The 15,263-nt window shown below is 44.8% G+C and carries 15 protein-coding genes and 1 other RNA gene; all 16 read right to left on the bottom strand.

Translation table 11 applies throughout. The features are described 5' to 3' along the window. Window positions 1-146 precede the first annotated feature (146 nt). Complete coding sequence (locus C1G57_RS01740; protein WP_105113496.1) at window positions 147-824, bottom strand: rhomboid family intramembrane serine protease; 678 nt, start codon at window positions 822-824, stop codon at window positions 147-149. Then, the gene (locus tag C1G57_RS01735; RefSeq protein ID WP_105113495.1) at window positions 808-1,350 is read right to left on the bottom strand and encodes a 5-formyltetrahydrofolate cyclo-ligase; all 543 of its coding nucleotides are present in this window, start codon (window positions 1,348-1,350) and stop codon (window positions 808-810) included. The genes C1G57_RS01740 and C1G57_RS01735 overlap by 17 nt, the downstream gene beginning before the upstream one ends. 41 nt (window positions 1,351-1,391) lie before the next feature. Further along, window positions 1,392-2,519 carry an N-acetyldiaminopimelate deacetylase gene (locus tag C1G57_RS01730; RefSeq protein ID WP_105113494.1) on the bottom strand — a complete coding sequence of 376 codons (1,128 nt, stop codon included), beginning with the start codon at window positions 2,517-2,519 and terminating at the stop codon, window positions 1,392-1,394. A 9-nt stretch (window positions 2,520-2,528) separates the two neighbouring features. Continuing rightward, the gene (gene dapD / locus C1G57_RS01725; protein ID WP_105113493.1) at window positions 2,529-3,227 is read right to left on the bottom strand and encodes a 2,3,4,5-tetrahydropyridine-2,6-dicarboxylate N-acetyltransferase; all 699 of its coding nucleotides are present in this window, start codon (window positions 3,225-3,227) and stop codon (window positions 2,529-2,531) included. Between the two features lie 72 nt (window positions 3,228-3,299). Continuing rightward, the gene (locus tag C1G57_RS01715; protein WP_105113491.1) at window positions 3,300-4,040 is read right to left on the bottom strand and encodes a metallophosphoesterase; all 741 of its coding nucleotides are present in this window, start codon (window positions 4,038-4,040) and stop codon (window positions 3,300-3,302) included. A 258-nt stretch (window positions 4,041-4,298) separates the two neighbouring features. Continuing rightward, on the bottom strand, window positions 4,299-5,648 hold the full coding sequence (locus C1G57_RS01710) for a glucose-6-phosphate isomerase (RefSeq protein ID WP_105113490.1): 1,350 nt from the start codon (window positions 5,646-5,648) through the stop codon (window positions 4,299-4,301). An 81-nt stretch (window positions 5,649-5,729) separates the two neighbouring features. Beyond that, the gene (locus C1G57_RS01705) at window positions 5,730-6,272 is read right to left on the bottom strand and encodes a hypothetical protein (RefSeq protein WP_105113489.1); all 543 of its coding nucleotides are present in this window, start codon (window positions 6,270-6,272) and stop codon (window positions 5,730-5,732) included. A 224-nt stretch (window positions 6,273-6,496) separates the two neighbouring features. After that, window positions 6,497-6,592, bottom strand: an RNA gene (gene ffs, locus C1G57_RS01700) — signal recognition particle sRNA small type. Window positions 6,593-6,633: 41 nt separating this feature from the next. After that, window positions 6,634-7,155, bottom strand: a complete 522-nt coding sequence (gene tadA / locus C1G57_RS01695) for a tRNA adenosine(34) deaminase TadA (RefSeq protein ID WP_105113488.1) — start codon at window positions 7,153-7,155, stop codon at window positions 6,634-6,636. A 51-nt stretch (window positions 7,156-7,206) separates the two neighbouring features. Next, on the bottom strand, window positions 7,207-9,177 hold the full coding sequence (tkt, locus tag C1G57_RS01690; protein WP_105113487.1) for a transketolase: 1,971 nt from the start codon (window positions 9,175-9,177) through the stop codon (window positions 7,207-7,209). 102 nt (window positions 9,178-9,279) lie between these two features. Next, window positions 9,280-10,371, bottom strand: coding sequence for an L-ascorbate 6-phosphate lactonase (gene ulaG, locus C1G57_RS01685; RefSeq protein WP_024376139.1), 1,092 nt, complete (start codon window positions 10,369-10,371; stop codon window positions 9,280-9,282). 131 nt (window positions 10,372-10,502) lie between these two features. Then, window positions 10,503-12,191 carry a BglG family transcription antiterminator gene (locus tag C1G57_RS01680; RefSeq protein WP_105113486.1) on the bottom strand — a complete coding sequence of 563 codons (1,689 nt, stop codon included), beginning with the start codon at window positions 12,189-12,191 and terminating at the stop codon, window positions 10,503-10,505. A gap of 116 nt (window positions 12,192-12,307) precedes the next feature. Then, window positions 12,308-12,925 (bottom strand): hypothetical protein, encoded by a 618-nt coding sequence (locus C1G57_RS01675; RefSeq protein ID WP_105113485.1) that lies wholly within the window; start codon window positions 12,923-12,925, stop codon window positions 12,308-12,310. Between the two features lie 76 nt (window positions 12,926-13,001). After that, a complete protein-coding gene (locus C1G57_RS01670; protein ID WP_105113484.1) occupies window positions 13,002-13,718 on the bottom strand; it encodes an L-ribulose-5-phosphate 4-epimerase in 717 nt (238 codons plus the stop codon). Further along, on the bottom strand, window positions 13,718-14,581 hold the full coding sequence (locus tag C1G57_RS01665; RefSeq protein ID WP_105113483.1) for an L-ribulose-5-phosphate 3-epimerase: 864 nt from the start codon (window positions 14,579-14,581) through the stop codon (window positions 13,718-13,720). Before C1G57_RS01665 ends, C1G57_RS01670 begins: the two co-directional genes overlap by 1 nt. Before the next feature lie 5 nt (window positions 14,582-14,586). After that, on the bottom strand, window positions 14,587-15,252 hold the full coding sequence (locus tag C1G57_RS01660; RefSeq protein ID WP_029187125.1) for a 3-keto-L-gulonate-6-phosphate decarboxylase UlaD: 666 nt from the start codon (window positions 15,250-15,252) through the stop codon (window positions 14,587-14,589). Between the last annotated feature and the right edge of the window lie 11 nt (window positions 15,253-15,263).

Raw genomic sequence — 15,263 nt, 5'->3', positions numbered from 1 at the left:
TTGTGTTATACTGTTTATACATTTTCATGCCTTTCTAGTTGTTTTGTCGTTATTATAATTATAAAGCATGAAATGGAAAACGAGCAACTCCTAATTGGAATTGCTCGTTTTTTTATATGCGAGAAGCTAGTTTTTGCCCAGCCTCGTTATATCAGATAAAATATTCCTAATAACAAGGCAAGCAATCCCAGATAGCCAAGAAAACTGAAAAAAATCTGTTTCCCTGTAAAGAGATTTTTTTCCACAAGAGGTGGAAGGAAAATCACGACCAAACAACCTCCAATAGCTCCTCCAATATGCCCTGCCATACTAATAGTTGGATTGAAAAGACCCAATACCAAGTTCAATCCCAAAAGGACCATGTATCGTTGACCAAGAACCTGTAGATAGGGGCTGCGACTAAATTTCCTCAAAAGGGCCATAGCTGCAAAAAGACCAAAGAGCGAGGTCGACGCACCTGCGCCAACCACATCTGGTGTAAAGAAGAGGACAAAAAGATTGCCCATAATACCAGACAAGAGATAAAGGAGAAAGAAGCGCCGAGGCCCAAACAGTCCCTCTAGCTGATAGCCCAAACCAAGTAAGGTAATACTGTTAAAGATAAAATGTTCCCAACCAATGTGGACAAAGATAGGAGAAATCAAGCGCCACAACTGAGTCGGATCATACCGCACCACTTCACCATACATACCACCAAATTCATAAATCGTATAGGCTGTAGTGGTCTGCCCAAATCGAAACACTTGTATCAAAAGAAAAACAAGAGCCGTGACTGCCAACAAGGCATTGGTCACAGGATAGCGCTTATCAAAAAAGTTCTTCAAAAATCAACAACTCCTTTACTGGAATATCAAATAGATCTGGTTCAAAATCATAGACTTGAAAGTCTGCCAAGGTCGATACCATTTTCCCCTGATAATCTGCTAGGTAGCGATCATAAAAACCGCCTCCATAGCCCACTCGAAAACCCGCTTGATTCCAAGCTAAACCAGGAACATGGATCAACTTAACCACAGACTTATCCACAGGTTGTGAATAAGTACCAGGTTCCCAAACTCCAAACCTGGATTTCACCAAATCATCCGGATTATATTCTACAAAATCCATACGCCCTTGTGAATAGGTCTTAGGGATGAAAATCTGCTTGCCATCCTTTTGAGCCTGCTCAATCAGGTAAGAAGTGTCAAACTCATGGGGCATGGAAAGGTAGGTCCCAAGCGACTTTGTGCCTTGATAGGCCTCAGAAGCAAGGAGGCGCTCCGTTAGCTGCTGACTCCATCTTGCTCGCTGGCTACTAGTCAGGGCTTTCAATCTCTGCAAGACCTCTTGCCGAATTTCTTTTTTATCCACAGAAACTCCTTTTCTTTCAGAAAAAGACTGGAAATTCCAGTCTAGTTTGCTTTTATTTTCAAAAAATCGCTCAACTTATCCACAGCAAAGGGAAGCACTTCCTCTTTGGGACTGAGACGTGGATTGTGAAGGGGATAAGGCGTATCCACACCCAGCCAGAACATAACACCTGGAACCTTGTTGAGCAGGTAGCCGAAGTCCTCACCCGTCATGGCAGGTGGACAATCAATCATCTCCACTCCGTCAACACCATCAAAGTAGGTCATCAACTCATCAGCCAGTTGAGGATTGTTCTCCACAGGCAGATAGCCGCTTGGATTTAGCTCAATCTCCAAGTCCACTCCAAAGGACAGGGCAATTCCCTCTGCCACTTCCCGCACCCGTTTTTGCACCAAGAGGCTCATGTTCTGAGTCAAGGCCCGAATGGTCCCGTGCAGAAAGGCTGTTTCAGCAATGACATTGTTTGTCGTGCCAGCATGCATGGAGCCGAAGGTCACCACCGCTCCCTCGATCGGGTCGACATTTCGACTCACCACTGACTGAACCTGGGTCACAAAGTAGCTGGCCGCCACCAAGGCGTCATTGGCGGTATGGGGAAATGCTGCGTGGCCACCCTTTCCTGTAAACCGTATCTTGACTTCACAGGTCCCAGCAAAGAGGGTCGCACGGTTGGTGGCCATTTGACCAACTTTGAGGTCTGGTCGGACATGGAGCCCATAAAATTCATCTGGCAACCAATCCCCAAATGCCCCCGCTTCATACATGAGCATGCCACCTGCTAGATTTTCCTCCGCAGGTTGAAACAAGAAGAGTAGGTTATTTTTCGGTTGCTGCTCTGCCATTTTCTCCAAAAGCCCCAAGGCAATAGTCATGTGGAAATCATGTCCACAGGCATGCATACGTTCTGGGTGGAGGGACTTGAAGTCCAGGCCCGTTTCCTCCACGATAGGTAGACCGTCAATATCCGTCCGCCAACCAATCGTTTTTTGAGGAGCAGAGCCTGTCAGATAGACCAAGATACCTGTCTTCCATATACGGACTTGTGCAAAAGAACAGTCTTGAAGTAAACCTTCAATGGTCTCCATAAGAAAGGCGTGGGTCTTGAATTCCTCCATGCCCAGCTCTGGAATCTGGTGGAGGGCCCGACGTATCGCGATTAAATCTAGCATAGCTACCTCTTAGAGTGTCCGCAAAGCCTCTTCCAAGGCTGTTTTTTGTTGGGTTTGAGCGTCGATTTCCTTGATGATGCGAGCTGGCACACCTGCCACTACTACGTTTTCAGGGACGTCTTGGGTCACAATAGCACCCGCCGCGACAACAGAGCCGCTACCGATTTGCACGCCCTCGATAACAACGGCATTGGCACCGACCAAAACATTGTCGCCAACACGCACTGGCTCAGCCGAAGCTGGCTCGATGACACCTGCAAGAACCGCACCTGCACCGATGTGGCTGTTTTTACCAACCGTCGCACGACCACCAAGGATAGCTCCCATGTCAATCATGGTACCTGAACCGATTTCCGCACCGATGTTAATGACCGCGCCCATCATGATAACGGCATTATCACCGATTGTCACTTGGTCACGGATAATGGCACCTGGCTCGATACGGGCATTGATATTACGCTTGTCCAGCAAGGGCACAGCTGAATTGCGGCCGTCTTGCTCAACCACGTAGTCTACATTTTCAGTCAAGTTTGCCAAAAGTGGCTCGACATCCTTCCAGTCACCGAAGAGGACATTGCCAAGCTTTGTCACTTCAGCAGGAACAGGACCAGCCAATTCACCTTCAAAGGTCACCTTAACAGTCGTTTTTTTCACAGCATTACCGATAAAGGCAATGATCTCTTGGGCAGTCATTTTTTGTGCAGTCATAATGTTTCCAATCTAAAAGTAATATTATGTCTATTATATCAAAATTTTCTGAAAATTTGGGGAAATTTTGTTTTAATCATCTATGACTTTTCTCGGATTGACTGCTCCGACAATGTAGTCCTGTACCAGACCTGTATCATCCAGGACAATCCCGTGTAGCACTCCGCCGTAAACAGCTCCCCCGTCAATCCCCATTTTTCCATCTGGACTGGTCCAGATTTGGCTGATGCGGAGCTTGGTCTGATAGAGATTGTAAACAGGTGTATGTCCAAAAACAATTATTTTTCCTGTGGTATTTTCAGCCTCATGGAAAGGGGTGCGTAACCAAACCTTATCATGATTATTGGTTTCACGCCAATCTGGTAAGGTCAAATCAACTCCTGCATGGACGAAGATATAGCGCTCAGTCTCCATATGATAGGGGCAAGATTTGACAAAATCAATCAATTCCTCATATCGATCCATTACCGCATTGGCATCCACCAGGCCATCTACCGGCGCATCCAAGGGACGCCCCAGTAAAGAATTGATGGTCGTATCTCCACCGTTTCTCCGATAGTGGTCGTAGCGATCAACTGGATCGCGTAACCAAGCTAGAAACATCCGTTCATGATTACCAGTTAAACAGATAGCACCTTTTTCATAGACCAACTGTCGCACCAACTCTAGGCAGGCCTTTGAATTTTCTCCCCGGTCAATCAAATCGCCAAGAAAAATCAGCTGTTGCCGCTCTTCATTCCATTTCTTTAAAATATCGAGTAGGAGTTCAAATTTACCATGAACATCTCCTACTACAAAAAACTCTCTTTTCATAGTGTCTATTCTACCACATTTCCAAAGGAAAGAAAAACTGGGAGTGTGATAAAACTCAAGACATAGAAAAGAGTTCGTCCTCACACCCCCGCACAAGTTGATTAGGCCAGATTGGGAGTATGAAACACGAACTGCTGAGAGTTGCTTCGCAAATCTTATCTCCAACCTTTAACAGTCCACTGGACTGTTAAACCCAATCAACCACTGCGCTGAGATGTTGACACGAACTCTGATAGGCGGGATTAAAGTTTCATTTTCTTACAAACGTGCGTTCAATTCTGCACCGAGTTCTTCAAATCCTGGTTTGCCAAGAAGAGCGAACATATTTTTCTTGTAGGCTTCTACGCCTGGTTGGTCAAATGGGTTAATCGCATTGAGGTAACCAGAGATCGCAATCGCCAACTCGAAGAAGTAGAAGGTGTAACCAAGTGTGAACTCATCTTGTTGTGGAAGGGTCACAAACATGTTTGGTACGCCACCATCTGTGTGAGCAAGAAGTACGCCGTCCGTTGCTTTTTTGTTTACAAAGTCAACGTCCTTACCTTGCAAGTAGCCAAGACCGTCAAGGTCTTCTGCCATTTCAGGAATCAAGATATTTTTTCTTGGTTTGTCAACACGTACCACTGTCTCAAAGATGTTGCGGTTTCCTTCTTGGATGAATTGTCCAAGAGAGTGCAAGTCTGTTGAGAAGTTAGCAGATGTTGGGTTGATACCTTTTTGGTCCTTACCTTCTGACTCACCTGCCAATTGTTTCCACCACTCGCTGAAGTATTGCAGTGATGGCTCATAGTTAGCCAAGATTTCTGTTACATAACCTTTTCTGTAAAGGATGTTACGAACAGCTGCATATTGGTAGGCTTGGTTTTCAGCAATTTTATCTGAAGTGTAAGTCGTACGAGCTGCGTTTGCACCTTCCATAAGGGCATCAATGTCTGCACCAGCTGCTGCGATTGGCAAAAGACCAACTGCAGTCAAGACTGAGAAACGGCCACCGACATCATCTGGGACAACAAAGGTTTCCCAACCATTTGCGTCCGCCTCAACCTTAACAGCACCTTTTGACTTGTCAGTTGTCGCATAGATACGCTTGTTAGCTTCTTCTTGACCGTATTTCTTCACAAGCAATTCTTTGAAGACACGGAAAGCAATGGCAGGCTCAGTTGTTGTACCTGATTTAGAAATCACGTTAACTGAGAAATCCTTATCTGCTACATAATCTACCAAGTCAGCAAGATAGCTTGATGAGATCGAGTTTCCAGCGTAAAGGATTTGTGGTGCTTTACGCTCTTCACGTGTTTGCAAGTTTACAAAGGCATTGCTCAAGAAATCAATAGCTGCTTTAGCACCGAGGTAAGAACCACCGATACCGATAACTACCAAAACTTCACTTTCATTTTGGATCTTAGCTGCAGCTTCCTTGATACGAGCAAATTCTTCTTTGTCGTAGTTTTCTGGCAAATCCAACCAGCCGATAAAGTCGCTACCAGGACCTGTTCCTTGACGGAGCATTTGGTCAGCTAGGGTAACTTGTGGTTGCATGTATTCTACTTCTTGAGCTCCAACGAATTGGCCCAAGACTTTTGAATAATCGAATGTAATATGTGTCATGTCATTCCTCCATTTATGTACCATAATATGATAACGCTTTATCATGTTTTTTTCAAGGAATTTATCAATTTTCATTCATTTTCATAAAACAGAGTTCGCTCGAATGTTATTTTCTGAAAATTGTTTGTAAACCGCACTTGTATAATAGTCTTCTAAATACTCGCCTGACTGGGTAACACTGATAAAGCTGGGACATACCTTAGACAGTAGGTAGAGAGGCAGAAGAGTCGGATACCAAATGGTCATGACTTCAAAAATAAATTTACTATTATTTCCACGTTGAATGTAGCGCTGCCTGTACTCCGCTTTCAGACGAGGATGCGGGATGTAGATATGAAATGGGACAGCTCCACGGACAAGCATTACCAATAACATTCTCAGTAGGAAATTCATTGCAACAAGGACAGTCTTGCCCTCCTCATGCAAGGCATAGGCTTTGTCTATATAGATATTTTTATAATTCTTGTCTTTAATAGGCCGAGGAGTAGATTTCCGTTCTTCCTTGGTCAAATGGCTGACGCTCCTATTATCGTACTTAATGTCAGACATCTCTAAATCCACTACATTGGCATATTTCTTAGCGAGGGTAGTCTTACCCATACCTGGAAAAGCAAATAAAAACATAGGCCTTCCTCCTTATTCCCCAGTAGAATAGCAGAGCTTTACAAAAGTTTTCTTAAGTGGAAATCTATTTTACTCCTTTTTCCAAATATATCAATAGAAAATTTCAAAAATCAGTCCCTAGACGGAGATAAAAGTACCTGATCAGGCCGTCGCCCCTATTTTGCCCTTCATTCTAAAAATAAGAAAAGGAAAACCCTCTGAAAACTTGATTTCAAAGGGTTATTAGACCATAGACAAAAAGAGCACACACCCGACTTCGCTTAGGGCTGCTGGATTCCTCCCCTGACCCGCTTCACGCACGAATGTTGCTCCGTTTATTATTATAACACAAATCGATGAAAGTGCAAGTTTGGACTACAAACTAGCTATCCGAAGCTGTTTCCTCTTGCGCCTTCAAGGCCTCTTTCTCAGCTTTTTGCTTTTCTCGCCTCTGTCTGAAAAAATCTTGCATAATCTGAGCGCAGGATTCTTCTAAAATCCCCGTTTCCACTTCCACACGGTGATTGAGCCGCTGGTCGGTCAAAATGTCATAGAGGCTGCCTGCAGCCCCAAACTTCTGATTGGCAGCTCCATAGACCACCTGGGGAATACGGGCCAGTCCAATAGCACCACTACACATGACACAGGGTTCAATGGTGACAAAGAGAGTCGTGTCCAGCAGTCGCCAATTCCCTTCCACTCGATTGGCTTCTTGGATGGCCATGACTTCGGCATGCATGATGGCCTGATTGAGTTCCTCACGGGCATTGTGCCCACGACCAATAATCTGTCCATCCTTAACAATGACACAGCCGATAGGAATTTCATCCTTGTCCAGTGATTTTTCAGCCTCTACCAAGGCCTGAGACATAAAATATTCTTTTTCTTCTAAGGTATAGTTCATAAAATTATTATAACAGAAAACAGCCCCGAAAGGCTGTCTCTACACTGTTTATTACAATTCTCCAACCAACTTCACTACGTTTTCTACAGTGAAGCCGTAGTTGTCAATAACTGTTTGTGCTGGAGCTGATGCACCGAATGTGTCGATACCAAGGACTTTACCGTCAAGGCCGACATACTTGTACCAGCTTTGAGTAGCACCCATTTCAATAGCCAAACGACGACGGATAGCATTTGGAAGAATTTCTTCCTTGTAAGCTGCGTCTTGAGCATCGAAGAGCTCAGTTGATGGCACAGAAACCACACGAACTTTTGTACCAGCTGCTTCTAGTTCTTTGGCAGCTTTGACAGCCAAGTTGACTTCTGAACCAGATGCAAGAAGGATTGTATCAAAGCCTGCTGCTTCATAAACCACATAAGCACCTTTGGCAACCTTGTCAAAGTCTGTTCCTTCTTCAACTGTCAAGTTTTGACGAGTGAGGACAAGTGCTGATGGTGTAGATTTGCTAGTCAATGACAAATACCAAGCTGCCTGTGTTTCACGCGCATCTGCTGGACGGAAGACGTTGAGGTTTGGCATAGCACGAAGTCCTGCCAGGTGCTCAATCGGCTCGTGAGTTGGTCCATCTTCACCAACTGCGATAGAGTCATGAGTGAAGACATAAGTCACAGGAAGTCCTTGAAGGGCTGACAAACGAACCGCTGCCTTCACATAATCTGAGAAGACGAAGAAGGTACCACCATAGACACGAAGTCCACCGTGGGCTGCCATACCGTTCAAGATAGTACCCATAGCAAATTCACGAACACCGAACTGAATGTTACGGTTGAGTGGATTCGCAGAATCTTGCAAACCATCTTCCTTGATATAGGTCATGTTTGAGTGAGCCAAGTCAGCTGAACCACCGAGGAAGGTTGGCAAGACCTTAGCTGCTGCGTTGAGGGCATCTTGTGATGAGTTACGAGTTGCTTGTGAGAAGCCATTTTCGTAGACTGGGAAGTCTTCTGGTTTCACTTCCACTACATCGCGACCTTCCAAGATAGCTGTTACTTCAGCTGCTAATTCTGGATGAGCTTGCTTGTAGTCTTCTACTAATTTCACCCAAGCATCGTAAGCTGCTGCACCACGATCTGCTACATTTGCCTTGAAGTCAGCATAGACTTCTGCTGGAATTTCAAATGGAGCGTAGTTCCAGTCAAGTGCCTTACGAGTTGCTTCTGCTTCCTCTGGTCCAAGCGGCGCACCATGGACTGCGTTTGTACCTTGTTTGTTTGGTGAACCGTGACCGATGACAGTCTTGATTTCGATAAGAGATGGCTTACCAGCTGCCTTAGCTTTTTCAATAGCAGCAAAGATTGCATCTACATCTGTTCCGTCTGTTACGATATCTGTGTGCCAGCCATAAGCATTGTAGCGAGCACGCACATCTTCTGTGAAGGAATCTTTTGTTTCTCCATCCAAGTTGATATCGTTTGAATCGTAAAGAACGATCAGTTTTTCTAATTTTTGAAGACCAGCATAAGAAGCCGCTTCTGCAGAAACACCTTCCATCAAATCGCCATCGCCACAGATGACATAAGTATAGTGGTCGAAGATTGGGAAGCCGTCGCGGTTGTACTTCGCCGCAAGGAAACGCTCTGCTTGTGCAAAACCTGTCGCAGTTGAGATACCTTGTCCAAGAGGACCCGTTGTCGCGTCAACACCTGCTGTATGACCAAATTCTGGGTGACCTGGCGTTTTTGAACCCCACTGACGGAAGTTCTTGATTTCGTCCATGCTCACATCTTCAAAGCCTGAAAGGTGGAGCAGTCCGTAAAGCAACATAGAACCGTGTCCTGCTGACAAAATAAAGCGGTCGCGGTTGATCCAGTTTGGTTGAGCTGGGTTGATACGGAGCTCTTTAGTAAAGAGGCTATAAGCCATTGGAGCTGCACCCATAACAACACCTGGGTGACCTGATTTTGATTTTTCAATGGCGTCAATACCAAGGAAACGAATTGCATTTACTGAAAGTTGTGACATCTTATTCTCCTTTAATAAAGTCATAGTTCTATTATACCATAAAGCGTTTTCGCTTGTCATTTGCAAAAGGCAGGACTTGCGTCCCGCCCTCGGAGTGATCTATTATAGCAAAGCTTTGAATTGAATGTTTGAATCTTCCAAGAAGCAATCGTCAAAGCCACGTGGGTGATGGTATTCAATGCGGTCTTTGTCAAGTGGATAGGTGTACTTGCCACCAACTTCCCAGATGAATGGATGGAAGTCGTATTGCAAGCGTTCTTTACGCATTTTCCATAGTTGAAGAATCTCATCTGTTGATGCCATAAAGTTAGACCAGATGTCATAGTGAACTGGGATAATCACCTTAGCACGCAAGTTTTCTGCCATACGAAGAAGGTCGATTGATGTCATCTTGTCTTGGATACCGATTGGGTTGTCACCATAGTTGTTGATAGCAACGTCAATGTTGAAGTCACGACCGTGTTTTGCAAAGTAGTTAGAGAAGTGTGAGTCTGCACCGTGGTAGATGGTTCCACCTGGTGTTTCAAAGACATAGTTGACTGCCTTGCGAGCCATGAGCTCATCTGTCACAGGAAGTCCTGCTAGTTTGCCACCGTTTTCTTCGTAGCCTTCGATTGGAAGAGTTACCAAGCAAGTACGGTCGAAGGATTCTACAGCGTGTACCTTGATGTCTTTGAATTCAAAGCTATCACCTGGTGCGATACGGATGATACGGTCAGCTGGAACGCCCCATTTTTCCCAGATATCGCCACTTTCAACTGGTCCTACAAATTTGACATGGTCTAATTTTGGATTGTTGATGATAGCAGCTGCAGTGCTGATGTCCATGTGGTCGCTGTGGACGTGTGATACCAGGTAGTAGTCCAATTCATTGATGGCAAATGGATCGATAACCATTGGTTGTACACGCAAGTTTGGTTGCAATTTACGGACACCTGCCATATTGGCCATTTGGTGACCCCAAACCATATCTTTTACTTTTTTAGTTGACTTACCGCGAGATGACCAAAGGTCCATGACCACGTTCGCACCACCAGGTGTCTTAATCCAAACACCACAGTTACCAAGCCACCACATAGCAAAGTTGCCTTCTGGCACTACTTCTTCTTCAATTTCTTCATTAAGCCAAGTTCCCCACTCTGGGAAAGTTGAAAGAATCCATGATTCTCTTGTAATATCTTGAACTTTAGCCATTTTTCATTCCTCCTATAAGGCTGATTGTATTTCTATGTTTCTAGTATATGCGCAAAAGGTCACAAAAAAAAGACCAAATAAAACACAGGCTTGTGTTCACATTTGGACTTTAAGGCATGGGCAAGTAAAAATCAGTACAAATCCGTTTCAATATCTCGGCTAGACATATTGGACAGCAGTTCATTGCTGATTAGCTTTTGCAGTCTGCCCTTGAGTTCTTGGACTGTCTTTCCGTCGGTTAAGTAGCCAGCTAAGAGCTTATCCAGCTCTACCGCAAATCCCTGTTTCTCATCAGACAGGCTACGGTATTTGGCAAAGTGGGTCAGATTGAGTACATCATCGAAATCCAAGATTGGATGGACCCGTACCAGTGGAAAATCCGTTTCCAATCCTTCACTGGTGGTAATCAAGAAATCCACCTCCAGCAAGTCTTCAACACTCTTAAATTGCTCCGTGGTAAAGACTGCTCCAATTTTCTTGTCAGGCAGATGGTGTTGACACTGTTTATAAAGTAGCCGTTGGACAGACACTCCCTCATCACAAATCAAGTAGATATTCTGGCTCTGAACCTTACGAGTACCGCTTCGACGAATGGCTCCTCCGAGATGGATGGTCAGATAGGCAATATCCTCATCGGTCAATTCAATCTGCCACTCTTCCTCCAATATCTTACTGGAAACTTGGGTAACGGCAAATAAAGTGCTGTACTTCTCCTGGATTTGCTTGACCATTGGATTTTTGGATAAAATCCCATAGGTCTTTCTGAATAGTAGGGCCTTACAGTGGGCTAAGAGATGTCTAGCTAGCTCCTCTGGATTTTCCAACTCAAAGGAAGAATGGACTTCAAAGTGGTGAATAAAACGATTAACCACCCGTTTTAATTCATCAAAATCCTGGCTGGTGACATGAACATCGCTATCTTTCCTATAGGATAGGAGTAAGATAGCAATCAAGGAAACCTCAATATCATCTAACTCCAAATCAAAACTAGACCAAAGTGCCTCTTTCAGATCTTGGGCAACTAGATACTCGATCCGTTCACGAACCTGTTCAAATTCCTTGAGAATGGCTCGTTCTTCCAACTCATCCAACTCCATATTGCGATAGCTGAGTAAGAGAAAGGGGAGAACCTTAAGCATAAACTCAATCTCATAGCGATTGATCTTCTTCCCTAGTTTTTTCTCCAGACCGGCAACCTGACCTTGCCAGAACCGAACCATTTCTTCTGAGAAGAGAACTTGGTACTCGACTAGATCCGATAATTTCTCTTCAAGGACTTGAAGAAAGCCCTTGTTAGCATCTGAAAAAATGCTATAGAGTAGAGAATGGACATACTGGATTTTGTTCAGGGGATGGCAAACTAAGCTATAGCCTTGGCTCTTGGACACATAGAGGGTCATCTTATATTGCTCCTGTGTCAGTTGCGATCGAATTTCATTGAGGTCATTCAAGACTGTGTTACGAGAAACCTCTGTCAGTTCCATAAGCTTTTCAATGGTTACCCGTTCGGGTGTGATACAAATGTAGACCATCATCAATTGAATACGTTCATCCATATTCATAATGTAGCTATAGGAATCAATGGAATCTAAGAGTTGGCGACAGGCTTGCTTTTGCTCTTCGGACAAGCGAATGCCTATCCGAGGCAGACTTTCCAGAGCTTCAATACCTTTTGGCAAAGAAGCATTGATTTTTTCCAAGTGGTAGTAGATTTTTCTACGCGATTGTTGCAATTCCTTGGAAATAGCCATAATGGTTTCTGGCTCTTGGATACCAATCAAATGACGCAATAAGGCACAACTGCTTTTATCTAGTAACACCGTTTTCCCTCCTCTCTTTCTCTATCTTAACACATTTATGCACCAATTTCTAATAATTATAAAAACTGAACGTATTCGTGCATCTTCATTCAAAATTGCCGACCCACCTAAATAACTTAGTAGATGCTCTTGATAATCTCCACCCGTGTAATCAAATCTCCATGCATATTGTCAATCCGTAGAGCCACATTCTTCAGATAGACACAGGCACCAATAGCAATGGTTTTCTCCTCTTCATTGAGTTTGCGGGTCACAAATTCACGTAGGGTTTCACTGCCCTCGCTAGGAATTTTTACCCGTGCAATGATATTGGCAACCCTGACCTTCTGGCTGGCCCGCATGATGATGTTGTTGGAATCATCAAACTGGGTAAAGAGGTATTTTCTCACTGCAAATAAGATGGCAACCGACACAATACCAATCAAGTAGTCCATGCTTGACCCATGTTCCACAATCAATTGACGGGCAATGGCAACCAAGAGCACCTCAATCACCGTGCTGGGCGATTGTTTACAGAGCATTTTGATGAACTCGACCCCGACTGCTAGGGTCATGGCCTTGCTCAAAAAAATCTGGATAAAGGTGTCATCTTGAATGCCACCCGTCAAGGACCCCAGTAAATCCGCCAACAACAAGCCTGATAGAGCTAAGAGGGCTAGTCCTAAAATAGCAGATAAAATCAATTCCAGATAGTAGGCAATCTCTGTCAAACTATCTTGTAAAGACTTTCTCATGTCCTCTCCTTTCAAAAAAAGAAGAATGAGGAGAGCTCTTTTCTCATTCTTCTAATCCTTTTTCTAGAAACCAAGTTTAGTGAGCATCGCCCTTTTGGCCGTAGTAGGCATTTGGACCATGCTTACGGAGATAGTGTTTGTCCATGATGTAGCTTGGTGCTGGTTCCACCCGTGGATTGATTTGCTCTGTGTAGCGGTTCATCCGAGCTACTTCCTCAAGGACAACACTGTGGTAGACTGCCTGAGCTGGATCCTTGCCCCAGGTGAATGGTCCATGGTTACGGACAACAATTCCTGGAACAGCCACTGGATCGATGCCACGGCGCTCAAATTCTTCGACGATGACTGCTCCTGTTTCTTTTTCATAGGCCGAGTTCACTTCCTCAGCCGTCAAAGAACGGGCACATGGTACTGGACCGTAGAAATAGTCCGCATGAGTGGTTCCATAGAATGGAATATCTCGACCTGCCTGAGCCCAACCAACTGCCTCTGTCGAATGCGTATGAACAACGGCATGGACATTTGGCCAAGCCTTGTAGAGGGCAACGTGAGTCGCCAAATCAGACGAAGGATTAAGATCACCTTCTACCACATTTCCATCCAAGTCCGTAACGACCATGTTTTCTGGGGAAAGCTTTTCATAGTCCACACCAGAGGGCTTAATGACAATGCGACCAAGTTCTCGGCAGACTTCTGATACGTTGCCCCAAGTGAATTTAACAAGTCCGTGGGCAGGTAGGGCGATATTGGCTTCATAAACCCGTTGGCGCATTTCCTGTAAATCTTTTGGCATTAGTTCAACCCCGCTTTCTCAATCAATGGATAGAGGAAATCTTGTGCTTCCTTGATAGCTGCTCGCGTTTTCTCAACCGTTTCGCAGTTTTCAGACCACATCTCAATCAAGAATGGACCTTGGTAATTGGTCTTTTTCAAGACTGCAAACATATTGTCCCAATCCACACAACCCTGACCGAATGGGACATCACGGAATTGACCCTTGGAGTTTTCAGTTACTGCATAGGTATCTTTCAGGTGAAGGGCGGCGATAGATCGGTGGCCCAAGTAAAATTCGCTGTAAATGTCATTGTGCCAAGCAGACACGTTTCCAGTATCTGGATAGACAAAGAGATATGGCGAGTCGATTTCCTTCTCAACAGCCAGGTATTTTTCAATAGAGTTGATAAATGGATCATCCATGATCTCAATAGCCAACATGACCTGAGCTTGTTCAGCCCAGTCGCAGGCCTTACGAAGATTCTTGATGAAACGCTCTCTGGTTTCAGGTGATTTTTCCTCATAGTAGACGTCATAGCCAGCCAACTGGATGACCCGAACGCCCAAATCCTGAGCCAGTTCGATACACTGTTTCATGGTTTCCAAAGACTTAGCTTCAAGAGCAGGGTCATTGGAACCTAGCGGGTAGCGACGGTGACCAGAGAAGCAAATGGTCGGAATACGGACACCTGTTTCATAGATAGCCTTGACCAGCTCCAAACGCTCTTCCTTGGTCCACTCCAAACGTGCCAAACGTGCATCGCTCTCATCCACCGACATTTCCACAAAGTCGAAACCTAATTCCTTGGCAAACTCCAAACGCTCCTTCCATGTGAAGTGCTTGGGTGTTGCCTTTTCATATATTCCGATTGGTCGTGCCATGGGCCTTACCCCCAGATACGACGGATTTCGTCTTTGAATTCACGCGCCGCAGCTGCTGGATCTGCCGCCTCTGTAATACCGCGACCAGCGATAAAGGTGAAGACATCTACACCCTCGAACAATTTAAGCGTATCAACATCCAAACCACCTGTTACAGAAACACGGAAGCCCATTTCAACCAATTTTTTCACTTTATTGAGGTCTTTTTCACCCCAAGTTTCGCCAGCAAGGAGGGCGTCACGTGATTGGTGGTAGATAGCTTGTGAAATGCCCGCATCCAACCAGAGTTGAGCTTGTTCATAAGTCCAATCACCGTAAAGTTCGATTTGGATTTCACCCTTGTCACCACGCACTTCCTTGATAGCCTTCAAAGCTGCTTCCATAGTTGGAATAGTTGCAGAACAGATACAAGTCATCCAGTCCGCACCACGAACGGCATTGTTTTTAGCAACCGTACCACCAGCATCCGCGCACTTGGTATCCGCAACGATAATCTTGTCTGGGAAAAGGCTACGAAGCACTTCTACCAACTCGCTACCAACTTGGAGCAAGCAAACTGTACCTGCTTCGATAACATCCACTTCATGACCAACAGAGACAGCTGCTTTAATCGCACCTTGCAAGTCTGAATGATCCAATGCAACCTGTAGATTTGGGATATGTTTTGTCATAATACTATTAC

The organism is Streptococcus suis, assembly GCF_002960425.1.
Taxonomy (GTDB): Bacteria; Bacillota; Bacilli; order Lactobacillales; family Streptococcaceae; genus Streptococcus; species Streptococcus suis_S.
The sequence above is the reverse complement of the archived record's forward strand: the minus strand, read 5'-3'. Positions and strand labels throughout refer to the sequence as shown.